Genomic DNA, 26,134 nt, shown 5'->3' on the forward strand with positions numbered 1-26,134 from the left:
CCAGGTGGGCGGGCGGGCGGTTTTCGCAGGATGGCGCAGATCGGGGCATCCGGAAGGCGGCCAGGCCGCCCGTCCCGCGCCACTCCGCCGGCCGCTGAGCCACCCCGCGCCGACTGAGCCGGGCTGAGCCGCCCCGCGCAGGGCCGCGCCGGGGGCACCGCGCCGCTCTGCGCCTCGCCCGGCCGGACCTCGCAAGACGGCGCAGATCGGGACGTCCAGAACCGCCGACACCGCGAGCGGGCGCACGTCGTGAGCGTCCCAGGGCACCGCGGCGAGGCACCTGCGGCGAGGCCGGGTCTGCGGGGTCAGGACGCGCGGCGGGCCAGGTGGGCCACGATCGCGTCGGCGAGGCGGCCGGGGGCGCCGTCGGTGTACCCGAGGAACAGCGACGGTTCGGTCAGCTCCAGCTCCACCAGGACGGGCGTGCCGTCCGGCCCGGGGATCAGGTCCACCCGGGCGTAGAGCAGACGGTGCCTCCCGCCGGGCACGGCGGCCAAGACCCGCTCGGCGACGGCCAGCTGCTCCGGCGTCGCGTCGCGGGGGCTGATCCGCTCGGGCTTGTAGAGCCCCTCGACGCCGAGGTCCGGGCCGTCCAGCATGGGGCCCTTGCGGACGGCGTGGCTGTGGGCCAGGCCGGCCGGACCGGCCAGGAAGAGCAGCGCGGTCTCCCCCGCCGTGTCCACGGCGTCAAGGTACGGCTGAACCATGGTGACCCGCCCGGCCGCCGAGAGCCGACGCACGTGCGCGATGGCCAGGTCCCGGTGTTCCGGGTCGGCCGGGTCGTAGCGACCGGTGTCCTGGCTGCCGGCGCTGACCGCCGGTTTGACCACGTACTCGCCGGGACCGGCCGGCGGCGTCCAGTCCGCTCCCGGCTCGACCCAGGAGGTCGGCACGGTTGGGACGCCGGCGGCGGCCAGCTCGCCCAGGTACCGCTTGTCGGTGTTCCAGCGCACCACGTCGGCCGGGTTGACCAGCTGCGGCACCGTCTCCGCCCAGGCCACGAACTCGTCACGGCGCAGCGCGTAGTCCCACGGGGAACGGAGCACGACGAGGTCGTACGCGGGCCAGTCGACGTCCGGGTCGTCCCAGACGGCCGGGTCGACGGCGATGCCCCGGTCGGCGAGCGGGGCGAGCACGAGCCGGTCGTCGGGGTCGAGGTCGGTGAGCTGGTCGCAGGTGACGAGAGCCACCCGGGGTTCACCCCGGGCCGACTGGTGGTGCGTCACGACATCTCTCAACGGGCCATCGTGCGCCGGGCCATCGACCGCCAGAGGTCGTTGCTCGGACGCATCTGGTCCATGAGTTCGCGCTCCCAGGCGTTCTCCACCGTGACGCCCGCCTTGGCGCACGCCTGCCGCGCGACGACGGTGTCGTCGGCGAACTGGTCGGCCCACTCGCCGTCGGAACCGACGAGGACGATCCGGGCCCCCCGCTTGCCGACGTACTCGATGACCGCCTTCGCGCCACCGTGCCCGGCGGCGAACGACTTGATGCCGGCGACCAAGCCGTTGGGGGCCTGCTCCGCGCTCTGCTCAGTCGTCAGCGTTGTATCGGAACCATCTGCCATGACGCGCAGCCTAAGCAGAGACGCACCCGTGCGCGCGAGAACGATGAACCTTTTGTGATGCCAATTACGAACGGGTTTGAGGAAAAGCAGAGGGGATTCGCCCGGACTTGCCGGAAAGGAGGGGAGGAAACGGGCGGTCCGAGTACGCCTAATCTGTCGGATTTCTGGCTCTGCCATCGGAGCGGGAAAGAATCCCGGGAACCCGCGTGCCGTTCGGTTGAGAAGGCGGCCCGCCCGCCGACGAGCGTCAGACGACGCCCGTCGGCGGGGGTGTCAGACCAGCGCGTCGACGGGCGTCAGACCAGCGCGTCGAGCGCGACTGCGGCGAAGAGGATGGTCAGGTAGGTGGTCGACCAGTGGAACAACCGCATCGGCTTGACCGCGTCGCCACGGGTCACCCGGCGGCACAGCCGGTGCGCCTCGACGAGGAAGAGGGCCCCCACCACCAGGGTCGGCACACCGTAGACCAGGCTCATCCCCATCGGCCACAGCGCCAGCGAGGCGAGCACGGTGAGCCAGGCGAAGACCAGGATCTCCGCGTTGACCCGGCGGGCCGAGGCGACCACCGGCAGCATCGGAATGCCCGCACGGGCATAGTCGTCCTTGTACTTCATGGCGAGCGGATAGAAGTGCGGCATCTGCCAGAAGAAGACCACCGCGAACAGCACCCACGCCTGCGGCGCCAGGGAACCGGTGACCGCCGCCCAGCCGATCAGCACCGGCGCGGCCCCGCACGCCCCGCCCCAGAAGGTGTTCGCCGTGGTGGTGCGCTTGAGCCAGAGCGTGTAGACGAGGTCGTAGTAGACGATCGCGGCCAGGGTCAGCGCGGCGGCCAGCAGGTTGGTGAGCGCCGCCATCAACGCCGTCGACACCACCGCCAGCACCAGCCCGAAGACCAGCGCGTTGCGCGGTGACACGGTGTGCGCGGGCAGCGGCCGACGCTTGGTGCGCCGCATCAGCTGGTCGATGTCCCGGTCGATGTAGCAGTTGAGGACACTGGCCGCGCCGGCGGCGAGCGAGCCACCGATCAGCACCACCGCCACCAGCCAGAGTGAGGGAATCCCGCCGTCGGCGAGCATCATCGCCGGCACCGTCGTCACCAGCAGCAGCTCCACGATCCGCGGCTTGGTCAGCGCGACGTAGGCGGAGACCACGGCCCGGACGTCGCGGCGCGGTGTCGCCGGCTCCTCGACCACCGTGCGCACCGGCGGCTGCCCGGCAGAGTTGCTGACGGGGCGCTCGGTGATCATGCTCACGGATTGCCACCTTCCGGCTTCGGCAGGGGGGACGGGGCGGCCGGACCCGGCCGGGCCCACACACCGCCCCACAGCCTACGCGGCGTCGTTTTGGCTGCCCGGGCGACCCGTCAACGGTGCGAGCCGTCACACCTTCGGTGGAACACCCCCCACCCGACCCTGAACGATCACCGTGTCAGGCACGTACCCAGGTACGTGCAGAGATCCTCGGGCGGACGTTTACGGCCGCTCGATAGGGTCACCAGTGAGGGTTCCGCCCATCTGCCGAGGAGCACAACCATCGTGGCTGCCAACCGACCCGAGCACCCCGCACTCAACTGGTCCGACCTCGACCGCCGGGCCGTCGACACCGTCCGCGTGCTGGCCATGGACGCCGTGGAGAAATCCGGCAACGGCCACCCGGGCACCGCGATGAGCCTCGCGCCCGCGGCGTACCTGCTCTTCAACCGGGTGATGCGGCACAACCCGGCCGACCCGAACTGGCCCGGTCGGGACCGGTTCGTCCTCTCCGCCGGCCACTCCAGCCTCACCCTCTACATCCAGCTCTTCCTCTCCGGATACCCGCTGAGCCTGGAGGACCTGCAGTCGCTGCGGCAGTGGGGTTCGCTCACCCCCGGCCACCCGGAGCACGGGCACACCCCGGGCGTGGAGACCACCACCGGCCCGCTGGGCCAGGGCCTGGGTAACGCGGTCGGGATGGCGATGGCGGCCCGCCGCGAGCGCGGCCTGTTCGACCCGGAGACCGAGCCGGGCGCCTCGGTCTTCGACCACGACATCTGGTGCATCGCCTCCGACGGCGACATCGAGGAGGGCATCAGCCACGAGGCCAGCGCCCTCGCCGGGCACCAGCAGCTGGGCAACCTCTGCCTGATCTACGACGACAACGAGATCTCCATCGAGGACGACACCCGGATCGCCAAGAGCGAGGACGTCGCGGCCCGCTACCAGGCGTACGGCTGGCACGTGCAGACGGTCGACTGGCGGGCCGGCGACGCCGACCAGGGCGACTACCACGAGGACGTCGAGGCGCTGTACCGGGCGCTGCTCGCCGCCAAGGCGGAGACCGCCCGCCCCTCCTTCATCGCGCTGCGCACCATCATCGGCTGGCCCGCCCCGAACAAGCAGAACACCGGCAAGATCCACGGCTCGGCGCTCGGCGCCGACGAGGTGGCCGCCACCAAGCGGATCCTCGGCTTCGACCCGCAGCGGACCTTCGAGGTCGACGAGGAGGTGCTCGGCCACGCCCGGCAGGTGATGAGCCGCGGCGAGGCCGCCCAGCGGCAGTGGCAGCAGGCATTCGACGCGTGGGCCGGCGCGAACGCCGAACGCAAGGCGCTCTACGACCGGATGGCCGGCCGGGTGCTCCCCGAGGGCTGGGCGGACGCCCTGCCGACCTTCCCCGCCGACGCCAAGGGCATCGCCACCCGGGCCGCCTCCGGCAAGGTGCTGGAGGCCCTCGCCCCGGTACTGCCGGAGCTGTGGGGCGGCTCGGCCGACCTGGCCGAGAGCAACAACACCACCATGAAGGGCGAGCCGTCGTTCATCCCGGCCGTGCACGCCACCAAGGACTTCCCGGGCCACGAGTACGGCCGCACGCTGCACTTCGGCATCCGCGAGCACGCCATGGGCGCCATCCTCAACGGCATCGCCCTGCACGGCGGCACCCGCCCGTACGGCGGCACCTTCCTCGTGTTCAGCGACTACATGCGCCCCTCGGTGCGGCTCGCCGCGCTGATGAAGCTGCCGGTGGTCTACGTCTGGACGCACGACTCGATCGGCCTCGGTGAGGACGGCCCGACCCACCAGCCGGTGGAGCACCTGACCGCGCTGCGCGCCATCCCCGGCCTGGACGTGGTCCGGCCGGCCGACGCCAACGAGACCGCCTGGGCGTGGCGGCAGGCGCTGGAGCACACCGACCGGCCGACCGCGCTGGCGCTGAGCCGGCAGGCGCTGCCGACGCTGGACCGCGAGCAGCTGGCCGGCGCCGAGGGCGTGGCCAGGGGCGGCTACGTGCTCGCCGAGGCGTCCAGCGGCAAGCCGCAGGTGATCATCGTCGGGACCGGTTCCGAGGTGCAGCTCTGCCTCACCGCCCGGGAGCGGCTGGAGGCCGACGGCACCCCGACCCGGGTGGTCTCGATGCCCTGCCAGGAGTGGTTCTTCGCCCAGGACGAGGCGTACCGGGAGTCGGTCCTGCCGCGCGGGGTAAAGGCCCGGGTGAGCGTGGAGGCGGGCATCGCCATGTCCTGGCAGGCGATCGTCGGTGACTGCGGCGAGACCGTCAGCCTGGAGCACTACGGCGCGAGCGCACCGCACTCGATGCTCTTCGAACAGTTCGGGTTCACCCCCGACCGGATCGTGGCCGCCGCACACGCGGCGCTGACCCGGATGGGCGACATCACCGGTTTCACGACCGGCAACTGAGGGGAGCGTGAACGGCATGACGACGGACAGGCTGAGCGAACTCACCGCCGCGGGCGTGGCGGTCTGGCTCGATGATCTCTCCCGGGTGCGGCTGAGCTCGGGCGGGCTGGACCAGCTGCGCCGGGAGAAGCACGTGGCCGGGGTGACCACCAACCCGACCATCTTCGCCAAGGCGCTGAGCGACGCCGACGAGTACGACTGGCAACTGCGGGACCTGGCCACCCGGGCCGTGGACGTCGAGGAGGCCGTCCGCATGCTCACCACGTACGACGTGCGCTGGGCCTGCGACGTGATGCGCCCTTCGTACGACAGAAGCAACGGCGTCGACGGCCGGGTCTCCATCGAGGTCGACCCCCGGCTGGCCCACGAGACGGAGAAGACCGTCGCCGAGGCCAAGGCGCTGTGGTGGCTGGTGGACCGGCCGAACCTGTTCATCAAGATCCCGGCGACCGAGGCCGGCCTGCCGGCGATCACCGCGACCCTGGCCGAGGGGATCAGCGTGAACGTCACGCTGATCTTCGGCCTGGACCGCTACTCGCAGGTGATGGACGCCTTCCTCGCCGGCCTGGAGCAGGCGAGGGCGAACGGCCACGACCTGTCGAAGATCGGCTCGGTGGCCTCCTTCTTCGTCTCCCGGGTCGACTCCGAGGTCGACAAGAGGCTGGAGAAGATCGGCTCGGGCGAGGCCAAGGCGCTGCGCGGCAAGGCCGCCGTCGCCAACGCCCAGCTCGCCTACGAGCGCTACGGCGAGGTGTTCTCCTCCGACCGCTGGCAGGCCCTCGCCGACGCCGGCGCCCACCCACAGCGGCCGCTGTGGGCCTCGACCTCGACCAAGAACCCGGACTACCGGGACGTCATCTACGTCGAGGAGCTGATCGCCCCCGGCACGGTCAACACCATGCCCGAGTCGGTGATCCACGCCTACGCCGACCACGGCGAGACCCGGGGCGACACCATCACCGGCTCGTACGACGCGGCGCGGCAGGTCTTCACCGAGCTGGAGTCGGTCGGGGTGGACATGACCGACGTGATCGCCACCCTGGAGCGCGAGGGCGTGGAGAAGTTCGAGGCCAGCTGGGAGGAGCTGCTCGACGGGTTGCGGAAGTCCCTCGCCGAGGCGGCGAAGGGCACCGGTCGGCCGGGCGCGGCCGCGAAGAGCAACGCGCAGGCCGCCGCCCAGGCCGGCGGCAACGCGTGACGATGGCGTCGGACGCGCCGCGGGGCGTCGCCCCGCGGCGCGGGACGCCACCGCCGAGCCCGGACGGACGGCGACATGACTGACCTGATGGCCGACCCGGCGGTCGCGACCGCCGGGTTCGCCGTGCACGGCGTCGACGGCGTCGACGGCGCCGCGGCGCTACGGGCGGAACTCGTCGCCCGCGGCCTCCCGGCGCGGCTGACCGGGCCGGACCGGGAGGAGCTGGTCGAGCCGACACCGGCCGGGGTCACGGCCGCGTCCGGCCCGGCCCCCGCGGACGCCGCCAGCAGCCGCCGGGAGCTACTCGCGCAGCTCGCCGAACTGGTCGCCGAACTGGGCGACCTGGACCACGTGGTGCTCGCCGGGCCGGCCGGCACGACGCTGTCCGCCGAGGCCATGGCCCGGACCCTGGGGCGGCCGTTGACCGTGCTCGACGGCACCGACCCCGGACGGGCGCGCGCGGCGCTGGCCGACCGGTTGGACCGGAGCGTGGTCGTGCTGGCCGACCCGCGCGGCGACTCGGTGGCGGTCGACGCTCTGGGCCGGGCGTACTGGCGGGCGTTCCTGGGCGCCGGAATGATCAAGGCCGAGGCGGCCCGGCACTTCGTGGTGGTGACCACACCCGGCTCGCCGCTGGCGGCCACCGCCGACGAGTCGGGCGTGCTGGTGCTGCCGGTGGACCCGCGAGCCGACGGCCGGTACCCGGCGCTGACCGCGCTCGACCTGGTCCCGGCCGCGTTGGCCGGGGCCGAGGTGGCCGCCGTGCTGGACGACGCCGAGGCGTTCGCGGCATCACTGGCCCGCGACGAGGACAATCCGGCCCTGGCGCTGGGCGCGGCGCTGGCCGCGGCGGCCACCGGTGGGCGGGACACCGTCGCGCTGGTCCCCGACGGCACCGGCCTGGAGGGCCTCGGTGCCTGGGTCGCGCAGCTGCTCACCGGGGCCAAGATCCGGCCGGCGCCGATGGAGTCCCCGGACGCGCCCGGCGTGCACGGGCCGGACGTGCTGACCCTCAGCTACGGCGGCGCCCTGGCCGCGGGGGCGGTCCCCGGTGGTGGGTGCGCCGCCGACCTCGCGGTCACCGGCCCGCTCGGCGCACACCTCGTGGCCTGGGAGTACGCGACGGCGGTCGCCGCGGCGGCGCGCGGCATCGACCCGCCGGACGCCGTCGACGCACCGGACACCCACCTGGCCACGTCCGCCGGGCCGTCGACGCCGTCGTTCGCCGAGGGCGCCGTCGAGGTGTTCGCCCCGCCGGGCGCCCCGACCGATCTCCACGGCGTGTTGCGCCACCTGGTGCACGGGGTGGACGACGGCGGCCACCTGGCCGTGACCGCGTACCTGGACCGGGTGGCCGACGCCGACGCGGCCCGGCTGCGGCCGGCGCTGGCACGGGCGGCCGGGCGGCCGGTGACCTTCGGATGGGGCCGGTTGCCGCATTCCACCGAATGGTACGACCCGAGCGGGCCGCCGGTGGGCGGCTATCTTCAGGTCACCGGTGCGGTGGACGGTGATCTGCCGGTGCCGGGCCGCCCGTACTCCTTCGGGACGTTGCAGGCGGCGCAGGCCGCCGGCGACCGACAGGCGCTGGCCGACCGGGGCCGGCCGGTGCTGCGGCTGCACCTGACCGACCGACCGACCGGCCTGGCACAGCTGCTGCAAGCGATCGGCACGATGGCGGACGGGACGATGGACGACATGAACCAGACCGAGCGAGGAGGCGGCGTGAACCCGCTGCGCGACGCGCAGGACCGACGACTCCCCCGGATCCCGGAGCCCTGCGCTCTGGTGATCTTCGGGGTGACCGGCGACCTGGCGCGGAAGAAGTTGCTGCCGGCGGTATACGACCTGGCCAACCGGGGTCTGCTGCCCCCCGGGTTCGTGGTCTTGGGCTTCGCCCGGCGGGACTGGGGCGACGGCGACTTCGAGTCGCTGGCCCACGAGGCGGCGAAGCAGCACGCCCGCACGCCGTGGCGGGAGGAGGTGTGGTCCCGGCTGGCTGGCAACATCAAGTTCGTCGGCGGCTCGTTCGACGACGACGCCGCCTTCGACCGGCTCGCCCGCACCCTGGACGACCTGCGCGACAGCCACGGCATCCACGGCAACGCCGCCTTCTACTTCTCCATCCCCCCGGCGGCCTTCCCGGTGGTGCTCAAGCAGTTGGCCCGCACCGGCATGGCGGACAACGAGAAGTGCGGCGGCTGGCGCCGGGTGGTGGTGGAGAAGCCGTTCGGGAACGACCTGCCCTCGGCCAAGGAGCTCAACGACCTCGTCGACGACGTCTTCACCAGCCAGGACGTGTTCCGGATCGACCACTACCTGGGCAAGGAGACGGTCCAGAACATTCTCGCCCTGCGGTTCGCCAACAACCTCTTCGAGCCGCTGTGGAACTCCAAGTACGTCGACTCGGTGCAGATCACCATGGCCGAGGACGTCGGCATCGGCACCCGGGCCGGCTTCTACGACTCGGTCGGCACCGCCCGCGACGTGCTCCAGAACCACCTGCTCCAGCTGCTCGCCCTGGTGGCGATGGAGGAGCCGACCAGCTTCGACGCCGACGAGATCCGGGCCGAGAAGCTGAAGGTGCTCAAGGCGATCACCCTGCCGAAGGACATCTCCCGGGGCACCGTGCGTGGGCAGTACCTGCCCGGCTGGGTCGGCGGTCAGCGGGCGGTCGGCTACCTCGACGAGGAGGGCGTGCCGGCGGACTCCACCACCGAGACGTACGTCGCCGTCGAGTTGGGCATCCAGAACCGCCGCTGGGCGGGCGTGCCGTTCTACATCCGGGCCGGCAAGCGGCTGCCGCGCCGGGTCACCGAGGTGGCCGTCATCTTCAAGAAGGCCCCCCACCTGCCCTTCAACGCCGCCGACATGGAGTCGCTCGGCCCCAACCAGCTGGTCATCCGGGTGCAACCGGACGAGGGCGTGGTGCTGAAGTTCGGCTCGAAGGTGCCGGGCACCACGATGGAGGTCCGCGACATCGCGATGGACTTCCAGTACGGCGAGGCGTTCACCGAGTCCAGCCCGGAGGCGTACGAGCGGCTGGTGCTGGACGTGCTGATCGGTGACCGGACGCTGTTCCCGGACGCCGCCGAGGTGGAGCAGAGCTGGGCGGTGGTGGACCCGCTGGAGCACGCCTGGGTCGGCACGAAGCCGGAGCCGTACCGGGCCGGCGAGTGGGGGCCGCGGGCGGCCGACGAGATGCTGGCCCGCGAGGGCCGCGCCTGGCGGCGGGCGTGAACGGGCTCCGCCGCACGGCGGCCGTGGAGAGTCGAAGCGAACAGAGCGGGAGGCTCCAGTGATCGGCCTGTGGGACACCACCGGCAACGAGGTGGTCAAGGCGCTCGCCGCGGAACGGCGCAGCGCGGGCGGAGTGGCCAGCGGTATGGCCCTCACCCTGATCGTGGTGGTGGACGAGAAGCGGGTCCGGGAGGCAGAGGCGGCGGCCACCATCGCCGCCGCGGCCCACCCGTGCCGGCTGCTGGTCGTCGTCCGATCGGACGTCGAGCGGGAACGCAACCGGCTGGACGCGGAGATCGTCGTCGGCGGCCGGCTCGGCCCGTGCGAGGCCGTGGTGACCCGGATGTACGGCCGGTTGGCCCTGCACGCCGAGTCGGTGGTGATGCCGCTGCTGGTGCCGGACGTCCCGGTGGTCACCTGGTGGCACGGCGAGCCACCGGACGAGATCGCCACCGACTTCCTCGGGGTGGTCGCCGACCGGCGGATCACGGACGCCGCGCAGGCCGCCGACCCGATCGAGGCACTGCGGCAGCGGGCCCGGGACTACGCCCCGGGCGACACGGACCTGGCGTGGACCCGGATCACCCCGTGGCGCACCCTGGTCGCCGGGGCGTTCGATACCACCGAGGCCCAGGTCACCGAGGCGACGGTGGTCGCGCCGCGCACCGACCCGACGGCGGCGCTGATGCGCGGCTGGCTGGCCGCGCGGCTCGGCATCGACCCACGGTGGGAGCACACCGAGGCGTACCCCCGGATGCGGGAGGTGCAGCTGCGCTGCGCCAACGGCGACGAGTTAAACCTCACCCGCGACGACAGCGTGGCGACGTTCCGGCGTACCGGCCAGGACGACCGGATGCTGCCACTGGTGCGTCGCCCGCTCGGCGACGAGTTGGCCGAGGAACTGCGCCGGCTCGACGCCGACCAGGTGTACGCCGAGGCGCTGGGCGCCGCGGCCGGACTGACCGGCCTGGAGCAGCGCCCCGCCCAACGGGTGCACGTTTGGAAGGATCCGGCCACGGCACGACGCGCCGAGGCCGGGGTGACCGCCCACGCGGGCACCAGCGCGAACCACTGACCGCCGCCCGTGCCGGTGACGGTCGTCGCCGGCACGGACCGGGCGGGTACGGCCGCGACGGAACGGGTCGACCGGCTGCCGGGCACGACGACAGGGACCGCGTGGACGTGGTCCGGAAACGAAGGCACCCATGAGTGAGGCGAGTGTTGCCGTCCACGCCGACGCCGACCTGCTGGCGCAGGCGGTGGCGGCCCGGCTGGTGGTGAGGCTGCTCGACGCGCAGGCGGACCGGGGTCAGGCCTCAGTGGTGCTGACCGGCGGGCGGATCGCCGCGGCCGTGTACCGGGCGGTTGCGGCGCTGCCGGCCCGGGACGCGGTCGACTGGACCAGAGTGGACGTCTGGTGGGGCGACGAGCGCTTCCTGCCCGCCGGCGACCCCGAGCGCAACGAGACGCAGGCCCGGGCGGCGCTGCTGGACGTTGTGCCGTTGGACCCGGCCCGGGTGCACCCGATGCCGGCCTCCGACGGCCCGGCCGGGGCGGACCCGGAGGCGGCCGCAGCCGCCTACGCTCAGGAACTGGCCCGGGCGGCCCGCCCCGGTCACGCCGTGCTTCCCCACTTCGACGTGCTGATGCTGGGCGTCGGCGAGGACGGGCATGTGGCCTCGGTCTTCCCCGAACACCCGGTGCACCACGACACCCGGCCGGTCAGCGCGGTGCGGGGCAGCCCGAAACCGCCGCCCGTGCGGACCACCCTCACCCTGCCCACGATCAATGCCGCCGAGGAGGTCTGGCTGGTGGCCAGCGGCGGGGACAAGGCGCGGGCGGTCGGCATGGCGCTGGCAGGGGCCGGGCCCAGGCAGTTGCCGGCGGCGGGAGTACAGGGGGTCGTGCGTACCCTCTGGCTGCTGGACCGGGCGGCGGCGGCCCACGTGCCGCCGCGTTCGCGCAGCCTGCGCTGAGCCGACGTGGCGGAGCCCCGACCACTGCGGTCGGGGCTCCGTCGTCTCCGCCCGGCGCCGCAGCGCGCGGGGCTCAGCTCGGCGCCGCAGCGCGCGGGACGCCGGTCGTCTCAGCTCCGGCCGCGGCGCTGGCGCAGGGCGGCGAGGGCCTCGGCCAGGATCGCCTCCCCCTCGGCGTCGCTGCGCCGCTCCTTCACGTACGCCAGGTGGGTCTTGTAGGGCTCCGGACGGACCCGGCCCGGCGGGTTCTCCGCGTCCTGGCCCGCGGGCAGACCGCAGCGCGGGCAGTCCCAGAGCGTCGGGGTCTCGGCGTCCACCGCCATCCTGATCTCGGTGGCGTGCCCGTTGCGGCACCAGTAGGTCACCGGTCGGCGGGGCGCCAGCTCGTAGCGCTCGGCGGGACGCTCGGGGGCCGACCCGACCCGCGCACCCCGGATGATGTTGACACTGGGCACAGCAATTCGCTCCTGTCGTCGGAGGGGACCACCGCCCGGAGGATGACGGCGGAGACGCGGTGCACAACAGAACTGCGCGCGGTCCGTAACGGACCGCGCGCAGATTGTACGCCGAGACTCCGACGAGATCAGGCCCCGCCGTTGAGCGCGAGCTTGAGCCAGAGGCCCAGCCCGATGATGCAGGCGAACCAGACGACGCTCACCAGAACGGTGTAGCGGTCCAGGTTCTTCTCGGCCACCGACGAGCCGGCCAGGCTGGAGCTGACGCCGCCGCCGAACATGCTGGAAAGCCCGCCGCCCTTACCCCGGTGCAGCAGGATCAGCAGGGTGAGCAGAACGCTCGTGATGACCAGCAACACGATCAACGTGTATGCGAACCAGATCGGCATGGCTGGGGTCAGTCCTCTCGTTACGATCCTCGCCCGGACAGGTCGGGCACGGCGGCACCGGCCGGTGGACGGGCGGAGTCAAGGATAGCGAGCGATCAGCGCGCGGTGTGCTCCGGGAACCGGCAGATCTTCGCGAACTCCTCGGCGTCCAGGCTGGCACCGCCCACCAGGGCCCCGTCCACGTCCGGCTGAGCCATGATCGCGGCCACGTTCGAGGACTTCACCGACCCACCGTAGAGGATGCGGACCTGGTCCGCGGTGGGCTGGTCGAAGGTCTCGACCAGCCGCCTGCGGACCTCGCCGCACACCTCCTGGGCGTCGTCAGGGGTCGCGGTCTTGCCCGTGCCGATCGCCCAGACCGGCTCGTACGCCACGACGACCTTGGTGACCTGCTCGGGGGTGAGCCCTTTCAGAGCGGCGTCGAGCTGGTCGCAGCAGTGCGGCACGTGCTTGAGCTGCTCCCGGATCTCCAGCCCCTCGCCGATGCACAGGATCGGGGTGAGCCCGTTCGCCAGCGCGGCGGCCACCTTGGCGTTGACCAGGGCGTCGTCCTCGTGGTGGTACTGCCGCCGCTCGGAGTGGCCGACGGCCACGTAGGTGCAGCCCAGCTTCGCCAGCATCGGACCCGAGATGTCCCCGGTGTAGGCGCCCGACTGGTACGGCGACAGATCCTGCGCGCCGTAGCCGATCAGCAGCTTGTCGCCGTCCACCGCGGTCTGCACGGTGCGCAGGTCGGTGAAGGGCGGCAGGACGACGCACTCGACGTCGGTGAGGTGCTTCTCGGTGAGACTCGCGGCCAGCTTCTGCACCAGCAGGTTGGCCTCGAGGTGGTTGAGGTTCATCTTCCAGTTGCCGGCCATCAGCGGCCGGCGGGTGACGCTCGCCATCAGTTCTCCAGGGCCGCGATGCCGGGGAGGGTCTTGCCCTCCAGGTATTCCAGGGACGCGCCACCGCCGGTCGAGATGTGCCCGAAGGACGACTCGTCCAGCCCCAGGGCACGCACCGCCGCGGCGGAGTCACCGCCGCCGACCACGCTGAACGCGTCGGCCTTGGTGATCGCCTCGGCGACCCCCCGGGTGCCGGCCGCGAACGCGGCCATCTCGAACACGCCCATCGGCCCGTTCCAGAAGATCGTCTTCGCCTGGGAGAGCACGGCGGCGAAGCCGGCCACCGTGCGCGGCCCGATGTCCAGCCCGAGCCGGTGGCTCGGGATGCCGTCGGCGGGGACGGTGTCGTGCGCGGCGTCCGGGGCGAAGGCGTCCGCGGCCACCACGTCGACCGGGAGCATGATCTTGCCGGGGGCGCGCTCCAGGAGGTTGCGGCAGGTCTGGACCATCTCCTCCTCCAGCAGCGAGGTGCCCACCTCGTGGCCCTGGGCCTTGAGGAAGGTGAAGCACATCCCGCCGCCGATCAACAGCCGGTCGACCTTCGGCAGCAGCGCCTCGATCACCGCCAGCTTGTCGGAGACCTTGGACCCGCCGAGCACCACCACGTACGGGCGCTCCGGCTCGCCGGTCAGCCTGGAGAGCACCTCCACCTCGCGCAGGACGAGGCGGCCCGCCACGTGCGGCAGCCGGGCCGGCACGTCGTACACGCTGGCGTGCTTGCGGTGCACCGCGCCGAACGCGTCGTCGACGTACGCCTCGCCGAACGCGGCGAGCTGGTCGGCGAACGCGCCCCGCTCGGCGTCGTCCTTGCTGGTCTCGCCGGCGTTGAAGCGCAGGTTCTCCAGTAGGGCGACCTGGCCGTCGGCCAGCGCGTCCACGGTGGCGCGGGCCGAGTCGCCGACGGTGTCGGCGGCGAAGTGCACCGGCGCGCCGAGCAGCTCACCGAGCCGCCCGGCGACCGGGCGGAGGCTGAACTGCGGATCCGGGGCGCCCTTCGGGCGGCCGAGGTGCGAGCAGACGACCACCTTCGCACCGGCCTGCACCAGCGCGCCCAGGGTCGGCAGGACCGCGCGGATGCGGCCGTCGTCAGTGATCTCACCGGTCTGCTTGTCGAGTGGGACGTTCAGGTCGGCGCGCACGAGCACGCGCCGACCTGACACCCCCTCGGCGAGCAGGTCGTCGAGGTTACGGATGCTCACAGAGCCAGCCTCCCGTTCGTGACTGCGAGGCTCGCAAGCTCACTCCTCGCACTCACAGAGAGCTGCCGACCAGCTTGACCAGGTCGACCAGGCGGTTCGAGTAGCCCCACTCGTTGTCGTACCAGCCGACGACCTTGACCTGGTTGCCGACGACCTTGGTCAGCGGCGCGTCGAAGATGCAGGACGCCGGGTCGGTGACGATGTCGGCGGAGACGATCGGGTCCTCGTTGTAGACCAGGATGCCCTTGAGCGGGCCGTCGGCGGCGGCCTTGATCGCGGCGTTGACCTCGTCCACCGTGGTCTCACGGTTGAGGTTCACCGTCAGGTCCGTGGTCGAGCCGGTCGGGATCGGCACGCGCAGCGCGTAGCCGTCCAGCTTGCCCTTCAGCTCCGGCAGCACCAGGCCGATCGCCTTCGCGGCGCCGGTCGAGGTCGGCACGATGTTGAGCGCGGCGGCCCGGGCCCGACGCAGGTCCTTGTGCGGCGCGTCCTGCAGGTTCTGGTCCTGGGTGTACGCGTGGATGGTGGTCATCAGACCGTGCTGGATGCCGAACGTGTCGTGCAGCACCTTGGCCATCGGGGCGAGGCAGTTGGTGGTGCAGGAGGCGTTCGAGATGATGGTGTGCTTGGCCGGGTCGTACTGGTCGTGGTTGACACCCATGACGACCGTGACGTCCTCGTTCTTCGCCGGGGCGGAGATGATGACCTTCTTGGCCCCGCCGTCGACGTGCGCCTTCGCCTTGGTGCCGTCGGTGAAGAAACCGGTGGACTCGATGACGACGTCCACGCCGACCTCGCCCCACGGCAGCTTCGCCGGGTCCTTCTCGGCGTACGCCTTGATGGTCTTGCCGCCGACGGTGATCTCGTCGGCGGTGGCCTTCACCTCGTGCGGGAGGCGGCCCAGGATGCTGTCGTACTTGAGCAGGTGGGCGAGCGTCGCGTTGTCGGTCAGGTCGTTGACCGCCACGACCTCGATGTCGGCGCCGGACGCCAGCACGGCCCGGAAGAAGTTACGGCCGATGCGGCCGAAGCCGTTGATGCCAACCCGGATGGTCACAGGTCCCATCTCCTCGCGTTTTGTCCGCCGGCGTCAGACCCCGGCCGGCGGAGGTGTGTTCGCCGACCGTTGGAGCCGGCCGTTGACGTTTCATCTCGGCCACCCCGCCGCGGTCGTGAGGACCTGACCGCCGGAGGCGGTGAGCACGGCGAGGAGTGCCTGTGCCGGCCCCCTTGCCGTACGCAGCGACCCTATCCGAGCGTGCGCCGCCGCGCTGCGGCGGGTGGTGATCCCACTCGCACCATGCCGGCCCACCGTCCCATCAGACCACGAGCATGTCCGGCGTGACGGCCGCTTCGGTATCCGGGATGCCCAGGTCGCGGGCCCGTTTGTCGGCCAGCGCCAGCAGCCGGCGGATCCGACCGGCGATCGCGTCCTTGGTCAGCGGCGGGTCCGCCAGCGCACCCAACTCCTCCAGGGATGCCTGCCGGTGCTCCAGGCGCAGCCGCCCGGCCGAGGTGAGGTGGTGGGGGGCGTCGTCGGCGAGGATCTCCAGCGCCCTGGTCACCCGGGCCGCGGCGGCCACCGCCGCCCGCGCCGAGCGGCGCAGGTTGGCGTCGTCGAAGTTGGCCAGCCGGTTGGCGGTGGCCCGCACCTCGCGGCGGACCCGCCGCTCCTCCCAGGCCAGCACGCTGGAGTGCGCGCCGATCCGGGTCAGCAGCGCGGCGATCGCGTCGCCGTCCTTGACCACCACCCGGTCGACCCCACGCACCTCGCGGTTCTTGGCGGTGATGCCGATCCGCCGGGCCGCCCCGACCAGGGCCAGCGCCGACTCCGGCCCGGGGCAGGTGATCTCCAGCGCGCTGGACCGGCCCGGCTCGGTCAGCGAGCCGTGCGCCATGAACGCGCCCCGCCAGGCGGACACCGCACAACAGACGTTGGCCGCCACCACGTGCGGCGGCAGGCCGCGCACCGGACGACCACGCACGTCGAGCAGACCGGTCTGCCTGGCCAGGGCCTCACCGTCCTTGACCACCCGGACGATGAAGTGGCTGCCCTTGCGCAGCCCGCCCGAGGCCAGCACGTGGATCTCGCTGGGGTAGCCGTACACCTCGGCGATCTCCCGACGCAACCGTCGGGCCGCCGCCCCGGTGTCCAGCTCGGCCTCCACCACCACCCGACCGGAGACGATGTGCAGCCCACCGGCGAACCGGAGCAGCGCGGCCATCTCCGCCCGCCGGCAGCAGGGCTTGGGCACGTCGACCCGGCTCAGTTCGTCCTTGACCGCAGCCGTCATCGCCATTGTGCGCCCCTCCACGGACCGGTACCGGCGTGTCGCCGGTGATTACGTACGTGCTTAACGATCGGCGCCCAGGACAGGCACCAACGCGGCGCCCAGGGCGGCCGGATCATGACGAGGGGAGCCGTCGGTGACGGCGACGGGGGCGAGGACCAGCCGGGCACCCAGCGATTCTGCCGCACACCCGACCGGTTCGGGGTCACCCACCGCCTTCGAATCGGCCAACACGTAGTCGATGGTGAGCTGCGGAAGGTACCAGCGCAGTGCGGCCAGATGGTCGGCGACGGAGAGCCCGAGGGTCTCCTTCTCCGCGGCCAGGTTGAGGGTGACCAGCCGCCGGGCCGGGCTGGCGACGATCGCGGCGGCCAACCCCGGCACCAGCAGGTGCGGCAGTACGCTCGTGTACCAACTGCCCGGCCCGAAGATCAACCAGTCCGCCGCACCGACCGCGCCCACCGCCTCGGCGCAGGCGGCCGGCGCGTCCGGGGTCAGCCGCAGCGACTCCACCCGGCCGGATGTCACCGCGACCTGGTGCTGGCCGCGCACGGTGCGTACCTCGTCGGGCCGCCCCGGGTCGGTGCCGCGTACCCGGGCCTCGATGCCGACCGGCTGCGGCGACATCGGCAGCACCCGGCCGACCGCGCCGAGCATCGCGCCGGCGTGCGCCAGCGCCGCCACCGGGTCGCCGAGCTGTTCCATCAGGCCGCAGAGAATCAGGTTGCCCACCGCGTGCCCGGCCAGGCCGTCGCCACTGTCGCCGCAGAAGCGGTGCTGGAACAGCCCGGCGCTGCGCCGGGTGGCCGGGTGGTCACCGGCCAGCGCGACGAGGGCCTGCCGCAGGTCGCCCGGGGGCAGGCCGCCGCGCTCGGCGCGCAGCCGGCCGCTGGAGCCGCCGTCGTCGCCGACGGTCACCACCGCGGTGATGTCCAGGTCGAGTTCCCCGGCGGTGTGCCGCAGTGCCCGCAGCGAGGCGGACAGGCCGTGCCCCCCGCCGAAGGCGACCACCCTCGTCACGGTCACTCCCGCCCCAGGTCCCGGTGCTGCGCGTTGGCCGCCAGATCGGACCGCCGCAGCCGGCCGGCGAGTTCCTCGGCGATGGCGACGCTGCGGTGCTTGCCGCCGGTGCAGCCGACCGCCACGGTCAGGTAGCGCTTGCCCTCCCGCTCGAAGCCGGCCGTGGTCGCGCCGACCAGGTCGGCGTACGCGGAGACGAACGCGTCGGCGCCCTCCTGGCCGAGCACGTACGCGCTGACCGGCTCCTCCCGCCCGGTGTGCTCGCGCAGCTCCGGCACCCAGTACGGGTTGGGCAGGAACCGGGCGTCGAGAACGAAGTCGGCGTCCGGCGGCAGGCCGTACTTGAAGCCGAAGGAGATCACCGTGACCCGCAGCCGGCGGGCGTCCTCGCCACCGAACAGCTCCTCGATGCGGCGGCGGAGCTGGTTGACGTTGAGCTGGCTGGTGTCGATGATCACGTCGGCCTGGTCGCGGGCCTCCTCCAGCAGCCCGCGCTCGACGGCGATACCGTCGGCCAGCCGCCCCTCCCCCTGCAACGGATGTGACCGCCGGACGCTCTCGAACCGGCGGATCAGCACCTCGTCGTCGGCGTCGACGAAGACCACCCGGGGTGAGTAGCCACGCTCCTTCAACTCCCGGATCGCGCCGGCCAGGTCGGTGGAGAAGGCCCGGGACCGCACGTCGAGCACCATCGCGGTACGCCGGGCGGCGCCGCCGGCCTTGACCGCCAGCTCGGCCATGTCGAGCAGCAGTGCCTGGGGCAGGTTGTCCACCACGTAGTAGCCGACGTTCTCCAGGGCCCGGGCCACCGTGCTGCGGCCACCGCCGGACAGCCCGGTGACCACCACCAGCGAGGTGTCCGTCTCCGTCATCGCCGTGCCGTCCGGGGCGTACCCGTCGGCCGTCCGAGCCTCGCTCACCCGCAACTCCCGAATCCGTGGCGCCTGGTCCGGTCCGCCCGGCCACGCATGGTCGATCAGCGACTCTATCCCGCCGGGCCGGCCGGTCCGCCCGCCCACACCGACGCCCCGCGGATCGCGGGTCCGCCCTTCCGATGTCGAGCCCGGGCCCGGCGGGCAGAGCTGGGCACCGCGTCGGTCGCAAATCCGACAGATCGTTTCGTTGCTCACGATCTGCTGTCGAGCACATTCTTTGCGTGGTCGCCGCAGGTGACGGCCCGCACAACCGGAGGGCGCCATGCACGATCTGGCCGCGAAGAACAAATACGTCGGCTTCCTGTTCATGAAGATCAGTCCGGAGTACTTCGCCCTCGGCGAGGAGGGCATCCGAGAGGTCTCCCACGAGCACGCCCGCGACCTGGCCCGCTTCGCCAAGCAGCTCACCCACGTGGTCTGCACCGGCGTGAACGGCAGGTACGACCAGGTCACCATGGTGGAGGCGGACACCCTGGAGGAGATCAACGCGGCAGCCACGGCGTTCCGGATGGGCGGCAAGGCCCGCTACATCGAGATTGTCGACATCGTGGTGGGGATGAAGGCTCCACCGCGAGCGCTGGCCAACCGGCCGACCGAGGCCTGATCAGCCCCTGGGGACGCGACCGGGTGGGCCCGGTCGCGTCCCCACCAGTCACCGAAGTCCCGTCGCATCGACACCTCCGGGCCCGACATTCCCGGCCACGGCACGCCGCCTGCGACCTGACGTGACGGCCGTCAGCGGCGGTTCCTGAGCGCCTTGACCCGGTGGCGGCCGAGCACGCCGAGGTAGTCCCACGGCTCGTCAAGGCAGGAGTCGACCTCGGCGGCCCCGATGATCTCGGCCAGCCGGGCGGCCAGCTCGTCCGGATCCGGTTGGACCTGCTCGCAGAGCTGGACGTGGACCGCCCGTAGCGCACCGCCGATCTCGGCCGGTTCCTCCTCGTACGTCTCCCACGCGTCGTACAGGTAGCCGGCAAGGCCGTCCCACGCGCGGGCGGCCCGCTCGACCAGCAGCAGCGTCTCCTCGGTCGGCGGCCGTTGGGCAAGCACCTCGACCTCCTCGACGATCGCCCGCCCGGCCTTCTCCACGTCGTGCAGATCCCAACGGTCGCCGCTGGTCGCCTCGTGGGCCAGGTTGTCGACCGTCCGACGGATCTCGTCCAACTCGGCGGCGGTGACAGCGGCGAGCTGGCCGGCGTGCGCGCGCAGCCGGTTCTCCAGCACGCGATCCGAGGCCGCCCACTCGGCGACCAGCAACGCCAGTCGTCGGGCGGGGATGCTCCGTGCGAGTTCCACCAGTTGAGCGACCCTGGGGTCGATCGCCAGGGCCGATGCTGGGGTGGCCGCCGAGGACCAGTCGAGGCCGTCCTCCAGGGCAGCGAGGGTGACGGCCACCGCGTGCGCGCACAGCTCGGCACCGGCCGGGCAGTCACACTCGGCGGTGAAGCCGTCAGCCGTGATCCCCACCCATACCTCGTACGGCGGCTGCCCGGTCGCCCGGATCACGCAGGACGCTCCCCCGCCCGCCGGCGTGATCACCTCCGGCTGCCCGGCTTCCCGTAGTTTGTCCGCCGCTGCCCAGGCCGCGGCTCCGGCCGCGTCCCGGAGGGCGTCGATATCGATGCTTACCGCCATTCGGTTATCTAACCGGGCGTGGGTGATGCCGCCGGCAACGGGGCGTCAACCTCCTCGTCGCCGTGCCGGCGCTCGCGGTCGATAGCGGGCGGTGTCGGCCACCACTCGTACAATCCCACGATGTCCTCCCCCACCGACCTGGACACCGCCGACGCCCTCGGGGTGCTCCGCCGGGTCTTCGGCTACGACGCCTTCCGCGGCTTCCAGCAGGAGGTGGTCGAGCACGTGGTGGCCGGCGGCGACGCGCTGGTGCTGATGCCGACCGGTGGCGGCAAGTCGCTGTGCTACCAGATCCCCGCCCTGGTCCGCGACGGCGTCGCGGTGGTGGTCTCGCCGCTGATCGCGCTGATGCAGGACCAGGTCGACGCGCTGACCGCGGTCGGCGTCCGGGCGGGTTTCCTCAACTCCACGCAGGATCTCGACGCCCGACGCCGGGTCGAGCGGGCGTTCGTCGCCGGCGAACTGGACCTGCTCTACCTGGCCCCGGAGGCGCTGGGCACCCGCGGCGTGCAGCAACTGCTCGACCGGGGTCGGATCGGCCTGTTCGCGATCGACGAGGCGCACTGCGTCTCGCAGTGGGGGCACGACTTCCGCCCCGACTACCTGGCCCTGTCGATGCTGCACGAGCGCTGGCCGGCGGTGCCCCGGATCGCGCTGACCGCCACCGCCACCAGCGCCACCCGGGTCGAGATCGCCACCCGACTCCAGCTCACCGGGGCACGGCACTTCGTGGCCAGTTTCGACCGGCCCAACATCCAGTACCGAATCGTGCCCAAGCGGGAGCCGCGCCGGCAGTTGCTCGCTCTGCTGCGCGACGAGCACCCGGGCGACGCCGGCATCGTCTACTGCCTGTCCCGGGCCTCGGTGGACAAGACCGCCGAGTTCCTGGTCGCCAACGGCATCGCCGCGCTGCCGTATCACGCCGGGCTGGACGCCGCCACCCGCGCCGCCAACCAGCAGCGCTTCCTGCGCGAGGACGGCCTGGTCATGGTGGCCACGATCGCGTTCGGGATGGGGATCGACAAGCCGGACGTCCGGTTCGTCGCCCACCTCGACCTGCCCAAGTCGGTGGAGGGCTACTACCAGGAGACCGGCCGCGCCGGCCGGGACGGGCTGCCGTCGACCGCCTGGCTCGCGTACGGGCTCCAGGACGTGGTGCAGCAGCGCAAGATGATCGAGACATCCGACGGGGACCTGGCCCACCGACGCAACCTCGCCACCCACCTGGACGCGATGTTGGCGCTCTGCGAGACGGTCCGGTGCCGCCGCGTGCAGCTGCTGGAGTACTTCGGCGAGAGCGGCGCGGCCACCTGCGGCAACTGCGACACCTGTCTGGATCCGCCGGAGACCTGGGACGGCACCGTCCCCGCACAGAAGCTGCTCTCCACCGTCTACCGCCTCGACCGGGAGCGCAACCAGCGGTTCGGCGCCGGGCACTGCGTGGACATCCTGCTCGGCAAGCAGACTGACAAGATCACCCAGTACGGCCACGACTCGTTGCGCACCTTCGGCATCGGCACCGACCTGCGCGAGGCGGAGTGGCGCGGGGTGGTCCGACAACTACTCGCCGAGGGGCTACTTGCGGTGGAGGGCGACTACGGCACGCTGGCGCTCACCGACGCCAGCGCGGAGGTCCTGGGCCGCCGCCGCACCGTCACCATGCGCCGGGAGCCGGAGCGGCCGGCGTCGTCCCGGTCGGCGAAGCCGCGCGGCGCGGCCACCATGGTCGCCGACCTGACCCCGCAGGCCACCGCAGTGTTCGAGCGGTTGCGCACCTGGCGGGCAGCGACCGCGAAGGAACAGGGCGTGCCGGCGTACGTGATCTTCCACGACGCGACGCTGCGGCAGATCGCCACCGACGCGCCGGGCTCGTTGGTTGAGCTGTCCCGGGTCAACGGAGTCGGCGAGAACAAGCTCGCCCGGTACGGCGAGCAGATTCTCGCCGTCCTCGCCGACCCCACCTGACCAGCCACCGATCCACCACCCGACACACCCACCCACCGGTAGGTCGCGCGTTGATCCACTCAACCTGCCCCATACCGCGCCGACCAACTCCGCGAAAGCCCCCATAGGGCGCAAACGGGGCGCGACGCGGCGGCAATGGCGCGACGCGGCGGCGAACGGAGATCGGCCGGACGGGGGTCGTGGCGACGTGTCAGTCGGTGGCGGCGGCGTTGGGGGTGCTGCCGTCCAGGGCGGCGAGGATCGCCTCGGCGGTCCTCCGGCCCACACCCGGGACCTCGGTGATCTCGTCGGCCGTGGCGGCGGCGAGCCGCTTGAGTGAGCCGAAATGTCGCAGCAGCGCCTTGCGGCGTACCTCGCCGAGGCCGGGGACCTCGTCCAGCGCCGACTCCGTCATCCGCTTCGACCGCCGCTGCCGGTGGAACGTGATGGCGAAGCGGTGCGCCTCGTCGCGAACCCGTTGTAGCAGGTAGAGCCCCTCGGAGGTGCGCGGCAGGATGACCGGGAACTCGTCGTCGGGCAGCCACACCTCCTCCAACCGCTTGGCCAGCCCGCAGAGCGCCACGTCGTCGATGCCCAGGTCGGCCAGGGCCTGGGCAGCGGCGGCGACCTGCGGCGCGCCGCCGTCGACCACCACCAGCTGCGGCGGGTACGCGAACCTGCGGGGCCGGCCGGTGGTCGGGTCGATGCCGGGCCGGTCCGGGTCCGACGCGGTCTCCTCGCCGATCTCCCCCGTCTCGGCGCGGGCTTCGAGGTAGCGGGCGAAGCGGCGGCGCAGCACCTCGGACATGGCGGAGAGGTCATCGGTGGCGCCCCGGACGATGAACCGGCGGTACTCGCTCTTGCGGGGCAGCCCGTCTTCGAAGACGACCATGCTGGCCACCACGTCGGTGCCCTGAATCTGGGAGATATCGAAGCACTCGATGCGCAGCGGCGAGGTGCGCATGCCGAGGGCGTCGGCGATCTCGTCGAGCGCCTGGCCGCGGGTGGTCAGGTCGCCGGCCCGCTTGAGCTTGTGCCGGGCGAGAGCGTCGCGCGCGTTGCGCTCGACGGTCTCCAGCAGCGCCTTCTTGTCGCCGCGCTGGGGCACCCGCAGGGTGACCCGGCTGCCCCGCCGGGTGGTGAGCCAGTCCGCGAGGGCGTCGGCGTCGGCGGGCAGCTCGGGGACGAGCAGCTCGCGGGGGACGTCGGCCTCGCCCTGCTCAGCGCCGTAGACCTGGGTGCAGAAGTGGTGCACCAGATCGCCGGTGGTCAGCTCCTCGGTCTTCTCCACCACCCAGCCGCGCTGGCCGCGCACTCGGCCGTCGCGGACGCGGAAGACCTGGACGGCGGCCTCCAGGGGGTCGTCAGCGAAGGCGACCACGTCGGCGTCGGTGCCGTCGCCGAGCACCACGCTCTGCTTCTCCATGGCCCGGCGCAGCGCGGCCACGTCGTCGCGCAGCCGGGCGGCCCGCTCGAAGTCCAACTGCTCGCTGGCCTCCAGCATCTCGCGTTCCAGCTTGCGCACCATGGTGTCGGTGCGCCCGGCCATGAAGTCGCAGAAGCCGTCGACGATCCGCCGGTGCTCGTCGGCGGAGACGGTGCCGACGCAGGGCGCGGAGCACTTGCCGATGTAGCCCAGCAGACAGGGCCGGCCGACCTGTCCGGCGCGCTTGAACACCCCGGAGGAGCACGTTCGGGCGGGGAAGACCCGCAGCAGCAGGTCGAGGGTCTCGCGGATCGCCCAGGCGTGCGAGTACGGCCCGAAGTACCGCACTCCCCTGCGCTTCGCGCCACGCATCACCTGCAGCCGCGGGTACTCCTCGTCGAGGGTGACCGCCAGGTAGGGGTAGGACTTGTCGTCGCGGTAGCGGACGTTGAAGCGCGGATCGTACTGCTTGATCCAGGTGAACTCCTGCTGGAGCGCGTCGACCTCGGTGGCGACGGTCATCCAGTCGACCGACTCGGCGGTGGTGACCATCTGCCGGGTCCGCTCGTGCAGACCCAGCAGATCGCCGAAGTACGAGTTGAGCCGGGCGCGCAGGTTCTTCGCCTTGCCGACGTAGATCACCCGGCCGGTGCCGTCACGGAACCGGTAGACCCCCGGTGACTCGGGGATGGTGCCGGGCGCGGGACGGTAGGTCGAGGGATCTGCCACGGCTCCGAGACTATCCGTTGCCGCCGACACTCCAGATCACGCCGAGCTGGTCGACCTCGGTGCCGCTGCGGCCGAAGAAACCGGCCAGCCGGCCACCGGGCGGCGCGGTGAAGGTCACCGTCTCGGCGGTCGGAGTGCCGGCAGCCAGCACCCGGCCCCGGTCGGTGGTGAGCCGGGCGGAGAAGATCCGGGTGCGGCCGTCCTTCTTGCCCTGGCTGAGGGTGATCTGGATGACGTGCTCGCCGTCGGCCAGCGCCAGGGAGGCGGCGGTGCCGCCGGTGCCGCCGTGGGTCAGGGTGCGCCCGTCGGCGAGGGTGAGGGCGACCTGGTCGAGCCGGCTGCCGCCGCGCAGGGTGAGCCCGGTGACCCGGGGGCCGGCGGCGTCGAGGTCGGTGAACGGGGTGCCGTGCGGGCCGCCCCAGGTGTCGCTGGCCCGCAGCGTGGGGTCGAGGGCCCAGTCGAACCAGGCGGCGTGCGGGTAGTGGTCGGAGAGCGGGCCGCCGGTCGGCGTCAGGAACTTGCTGTGCTCGTTGTGGTAGCGGCGCAGGTCCAGCCGGACCAGCCGGTTGCCCCGGTAGAGGATCTTGTCGACCACCTCGCAGGCGTTGGTCACGTTCGCCGGGTCGCAGACCAGCGCGGGGCTGCCGGCGGCCGGCGGCACCCCGCCCCGCTCCTGCCGGACCCAGGCGTCGGTGAGGCCGTTGGCGGCCACCAGGTCGCGGATGTTGTCGCCGGTGCGGGTCCAGCGCACGTTGAGGTCGCCCATCAGGATCACCGCGTTGCCGGCGGAGTTAGCCGAGACGAACGCCGAGAGCTGGGACAGGTTGGACCGGCGGGCGGCCAGGTCGGCCTCGGTGCTGCCGGCGTTCGGGTGGGCGTTGTAGAAGTCCACGAAGACGCCCTCGGCCAGCCGGATCCGGGAGGCTGTGAAGCCCTTCGGGGTGAGGCAGTCGGTGCCGTTGCAGGTGTTCCACTTGACCCGGGCGAAGGCGCTGTACGGGAGGTTCGACAGCGTGTTCAGGCCGTCGCCGAACGGCACGCCCCCGCTGGTCGGGGTGCGGTGCGGGTGCCGGTCGGTGGCGTAGAGGTCGGCGTGGTAGTTGAAGTCCTCCTGGACGTGCACGATGTCGTACCCGTTGATCCGCTCGCCGATCGGCCGGGTGTTGGTCGCCGGGTCGCCGCTGGAGAGCCCGGCCGGCAGGCCGGCGACGTTGTAGGTGAGCACGGAGAACGACCCGGATGCCGGGGTGGTCGTGGTGCCGGTGGTGGCGGCGGTGGCCGGGCCGGACGGGGGCAGCACGGCCGCGAGCAGAGCCGCGGACGCGAGCAGACGGACGACCTTCATCGACGGTCCAATCTGGAGAGGGGTGGGCCGGGTGCGAGCGACCCCGGCCGAGGTGGGATCGAAGGCTATCCAAGCGACCCGAGCCGCTCAATACTCCCGGGTAACAACCGGACGACAGCCTGATTGACGTCTTCCGATATTGACCGCCAGCCGCTTACCATCCGGTAACCGAATGTTATTCATGTAGCGATCCACCACCCCCGCTAAGGATCACCATGCCC

General features: G+C 72.3%; 21 protein-coding genes. 7 read left to right on the top strand and 14 right to left on the bottom strand.

Annotated features, from left to right (window positions below):
* Positions 1–305 precede the first annotated feature (305 nt).
* From E1193_RS14870 to E1193_RS14880, 3 genes are all read right to left on the bottom strand, one after another.
* Positions 306–1,238 carry a hypothetical protein gene (locus tag E1193_RS14870; protein ID WP_132183791.1) on the bottom strand — a complete coding sequence of 311 codons (933 nt, stop codon included), beginning with the start codon at positions 1,236–1,238 and terminating at the stop codon, positions 306–308.
* The gene (locus E1193_RS14875; RefSeq protein ID WP_132183792.1) at positions 1,235–1,567 is read right to left on the bottom strand and encodes a hypothetical protein; all 333 of its coding nucleotides are present in this window, start codon (positions 1,565–1,567) and stop codon (positions 1,235–1,237) included. Before E1193_RS14875 ends, E1193_RS14870 begins: the two co-directional genes overlap by 4 nt.
* 296 nt (positions 1,568–1,863) lie before the next feature.
* A complete protein-coding gene (locus E1193_RS14880; RefSeq protein WP_132183793.1) occupies positions 1,864–2,823 on the bottom strand; it encodes a heme o synthase in 960 nt (319 codons plus the stop codon).
* Positions 2,824–3,105: 282 nt separating this feature from the next.
* Here E1193_RS14880 and tkt point away from each other — a divergent pair, with 282 nt between their 5' ends.
* From tkt to pgl, 5 genes are all read left to right on the top strand, one after another.
* Positions 3,106–5,244 carry a transketolase gene (gene tkt / locus E1193_RS14885; RefSeq protein WP_132183794.1) on the top strand — a complete coding sequence of 713 codons (2,139 nt, stop codon included), beginning with the start codon at positions 3,106–3,108 and terminating at the stop codon, positions 5,242–5,244.
* A 16-nt stretch (positions 5,245–5,260) separates the two neighbouring features.
* Entirely contained in the window at positions 5,261–6,442 is a 1,182-nt protein-coding gene (gene tal, locus E1193_RS14890) for a transaldolase (protein ID WP_132183795.1), read from the top strand.
* Between the two features lie 75 nt (positions 6,443–6,517).
* The gene (gene zwf / locus E1193_RS33980) at positions 6,518–9,682 is read left to right on the top strand and encodes a glucose-6-phosphate dehydrogenase (RefSeq protein ID WP_347877029.1); all 3,165 of its coding nucleotides are present in this window, start codon (positions 6,518–6,520) and stop codon (positions 9,680–9,682) included.
* A 58-nt stretch (positions 9,683–9,740) separates the two neighbouring features.
* Positions 9,741–10,757 (top strand): glucose-6-phosphate dehydrogenase assembly protein OpcA, encoded by a 1,017-nt coding sequence (locus tag E1193_RS14900; RefSeq protein WP_132183796.1) that lies wholly within the window; start codon positions 9,741–9,743, stop codon positions 10,755–10,757.
* Between the two features lie 130 nt (positions 10,758–10,887).
* Positions 10,888–11,658: a 6-phosphogluconolactonase gene (gene pgl / locus E1193_RS14905; protein ID WP_132183797.1), complete on the top strand. Its 771-nt coding sequence runs from the start codon at positions 10,888–10,890 to the stop codon at positions 11,656–11,658.
* A 110-nt stretch (positions 11,659–11,768) separates the two neighbouring features.
* On the opposite strand, the gene E1193_RS14910 is transcribed toward pgl, so the two are convergent.
* From E1193_RS14910 to rapZ, 8 genes are all read right to left on the bottom strand, one after another.
* Positions 11,769–12,113 carry an RNA polymerase-binding protein RbpA gene (locus E1193_RS14910; protein WP_132183798.1) on the bottom strand — a complete coding sequence of 115 codons (345 nt, stop codon included), beginning with the start codon at positions 12,111–12,113 and terminating at the stop codon, positions 11,769–11,771.
* 128 nt (positions 12,114–12,241) lie between these two features.
* On the bottom strand, positions 12,242–12,502 hold the full coding sequence (gene secG / locus E1193_RS14915; protein WP_132183799.1) for a preprotein translocase subunit SecG: 261 nt from the start codon (positions 12,500–12,502) through the stop codon (positions 12,242–12,244).
* A 95-nt stretch (positions 12,503–12,597) separates the two neighbouring features.
* Complete coding sequence (gene tpiA, locus E1193_RS14920; protein ID WP_132183800.1) at positions 12,598–13,389, bottom strand: triose-phosphate isomerase; 792 nt, start codon at positions 13,387–13,389, stop codon at positions 12,598–12,600.
* Positions 13,389–14,588, bottom strand: a complete 1,200-nt coding sequence (locus tag E1193_RS14925) for a phosphoglycerate kinase (protein ID WP_132183801.1) — start codon at positions 14,586–14,588, stop codon at positions 13,389–13,391. The genes tpiA and E1193_RS14925 overlap by 1 nt, the downstream gene beginning before the upstream one ends.
* A gap of 52 nt (positions 14,589–14,640) precedes the next feature.
* Positions 14,641–15,645 (bottom strand): type I glyceraldehyde-3-phosphate dehydrogenase, encoded by a 1,005-nt coding sequence (gap, locus tag E1193_RS14930; RefSeq protein ID WP_132183802.1) that lies wholly within the window; start codon positions 15,643–15,645, stop codon positions 14,641–14,643.
* A 262-nt stretch (positions 15,646–15,907) separates the two neighbouring features.
* On the bottom strand, positions 15,908–16,888 hold the full coding sequence (gene whiA / locus E1193_RS14935; RefSeq protein ID WP_132183803.1) for a DNA-binding protein WhiA: 981 nt from the start codon (positions 16,886–16,888) through the stop codon (positions 15,908–15,910).
* Between the two features lie 54 nt (positions 16,889–16,942).
* Positions 16,943–17,905, bottom strand: coding sequence for a uridine diphosphate-N-acetylglucosamine-binding protein YvcK (gene yvcK / locus E1193_RS14940; RefSeq protein WP_132183804.1), 963 nt, complete (start codon positions 17,903–17,905; stop codon positions 16,943–16,945).
* Positions 17,902–18,771, bottom strand: coding sequence for an RNase adapter RapZ (gene rapZ, locus E1193_RS14945; RefSeq protein WP_132183811.1), 870 nt, complete (start codon positions 18,769–18,771; stop codon positions 17,902–17,904). The genes yvcK and rapZ overlap by 4 nt, the downstream gene beginning before the upstream one ends.
* 325 nt (positions 18,772–19,096) lie before the next feature.
* Between rapZ and E1193_RS14950 the strand changes: the two genes are divergently transcribed.
* Positions 19,097–19,438, top strand: coding sequence for a hypothetical protein (locus E1193_RS14950; protein ID WP_132183805.1), 342 nt, complete (start codon positions 19,097–19,099; stop codon positions 19,436–19,438).
* Positions 19,439–19,569: 131 nt separating this feature from the next.
* On the opposite strand, the gene E1193_RS14955 is transcribed toward E1193_RS14950, so the two are convergent.
* Positions 19,570–20,469: an SWIM zinc finger family protein gene (locus E1193_RS14955; RefSeq protein ID WP_132183806.1), complete on the bottom strand. Its 900-nt coding sequence runs from the start codon at positions 20,467–20,469 to the stop codon at positions 19,570–19,572.
* A gap of 120 nt (positions 20,470–20,589) precedes the next feature.
* On the opposite strand from E1193_RS14955, the gene recQ reads away from it, so the two are divergent.
* Complete coding sequence (recQ, locus tag E1193_RS14960) at positions 20,590–22,434, top strand: DNA helicase RecQ (RefSeq protein WP_132183807.1); 1,845 nt, start codon at positions 20,590–20,592, stop codon at positions 22,432–22,434.
* A gap of 190 nt (positions 22,435–22,624) precedes the next feature.
* Here the strand turns inward: recQ and uvrC are convergent, their stop codons facing one another.
* Positions 22,625–24,568, bottom strand: a complete 1,944-nt coding sequence (gene uvrC / locus E1193_RS14965; RefSeq protein WP_132183808.1) for an excinuclease ABC subunit UvrC — start codon at positions 24,566–24,568, stop codon at positions 22,625–22,627.
* 10 nt (positions 24,569–24,578) lie between these two features.
* The gene (locus E1193_RS14970) at positions 24,579–25,913 is read right to left on the bottom strand and encodes an endonuclease/exonuclease/phosphatase family protein (protein WP_132183809.1); all 1,335 of its coding nucleotides are present in this window, start codon (positions 25,911–25,913) and stop codon (positions 24,579–24,581) included.
* Between the last annotated feature and the right edge of the window lie 221 nt (positions 25,914–26,134).

Origin of the sequence: Micromonospora sp. KC606, from assembly GCF_004348675.1 — a bacterium.
Classification (GTDB): Bacteria; Actinomycetota; Actinomycetes; order Mycobacteriales; family Micromonosporaceae; genus Micromonospora.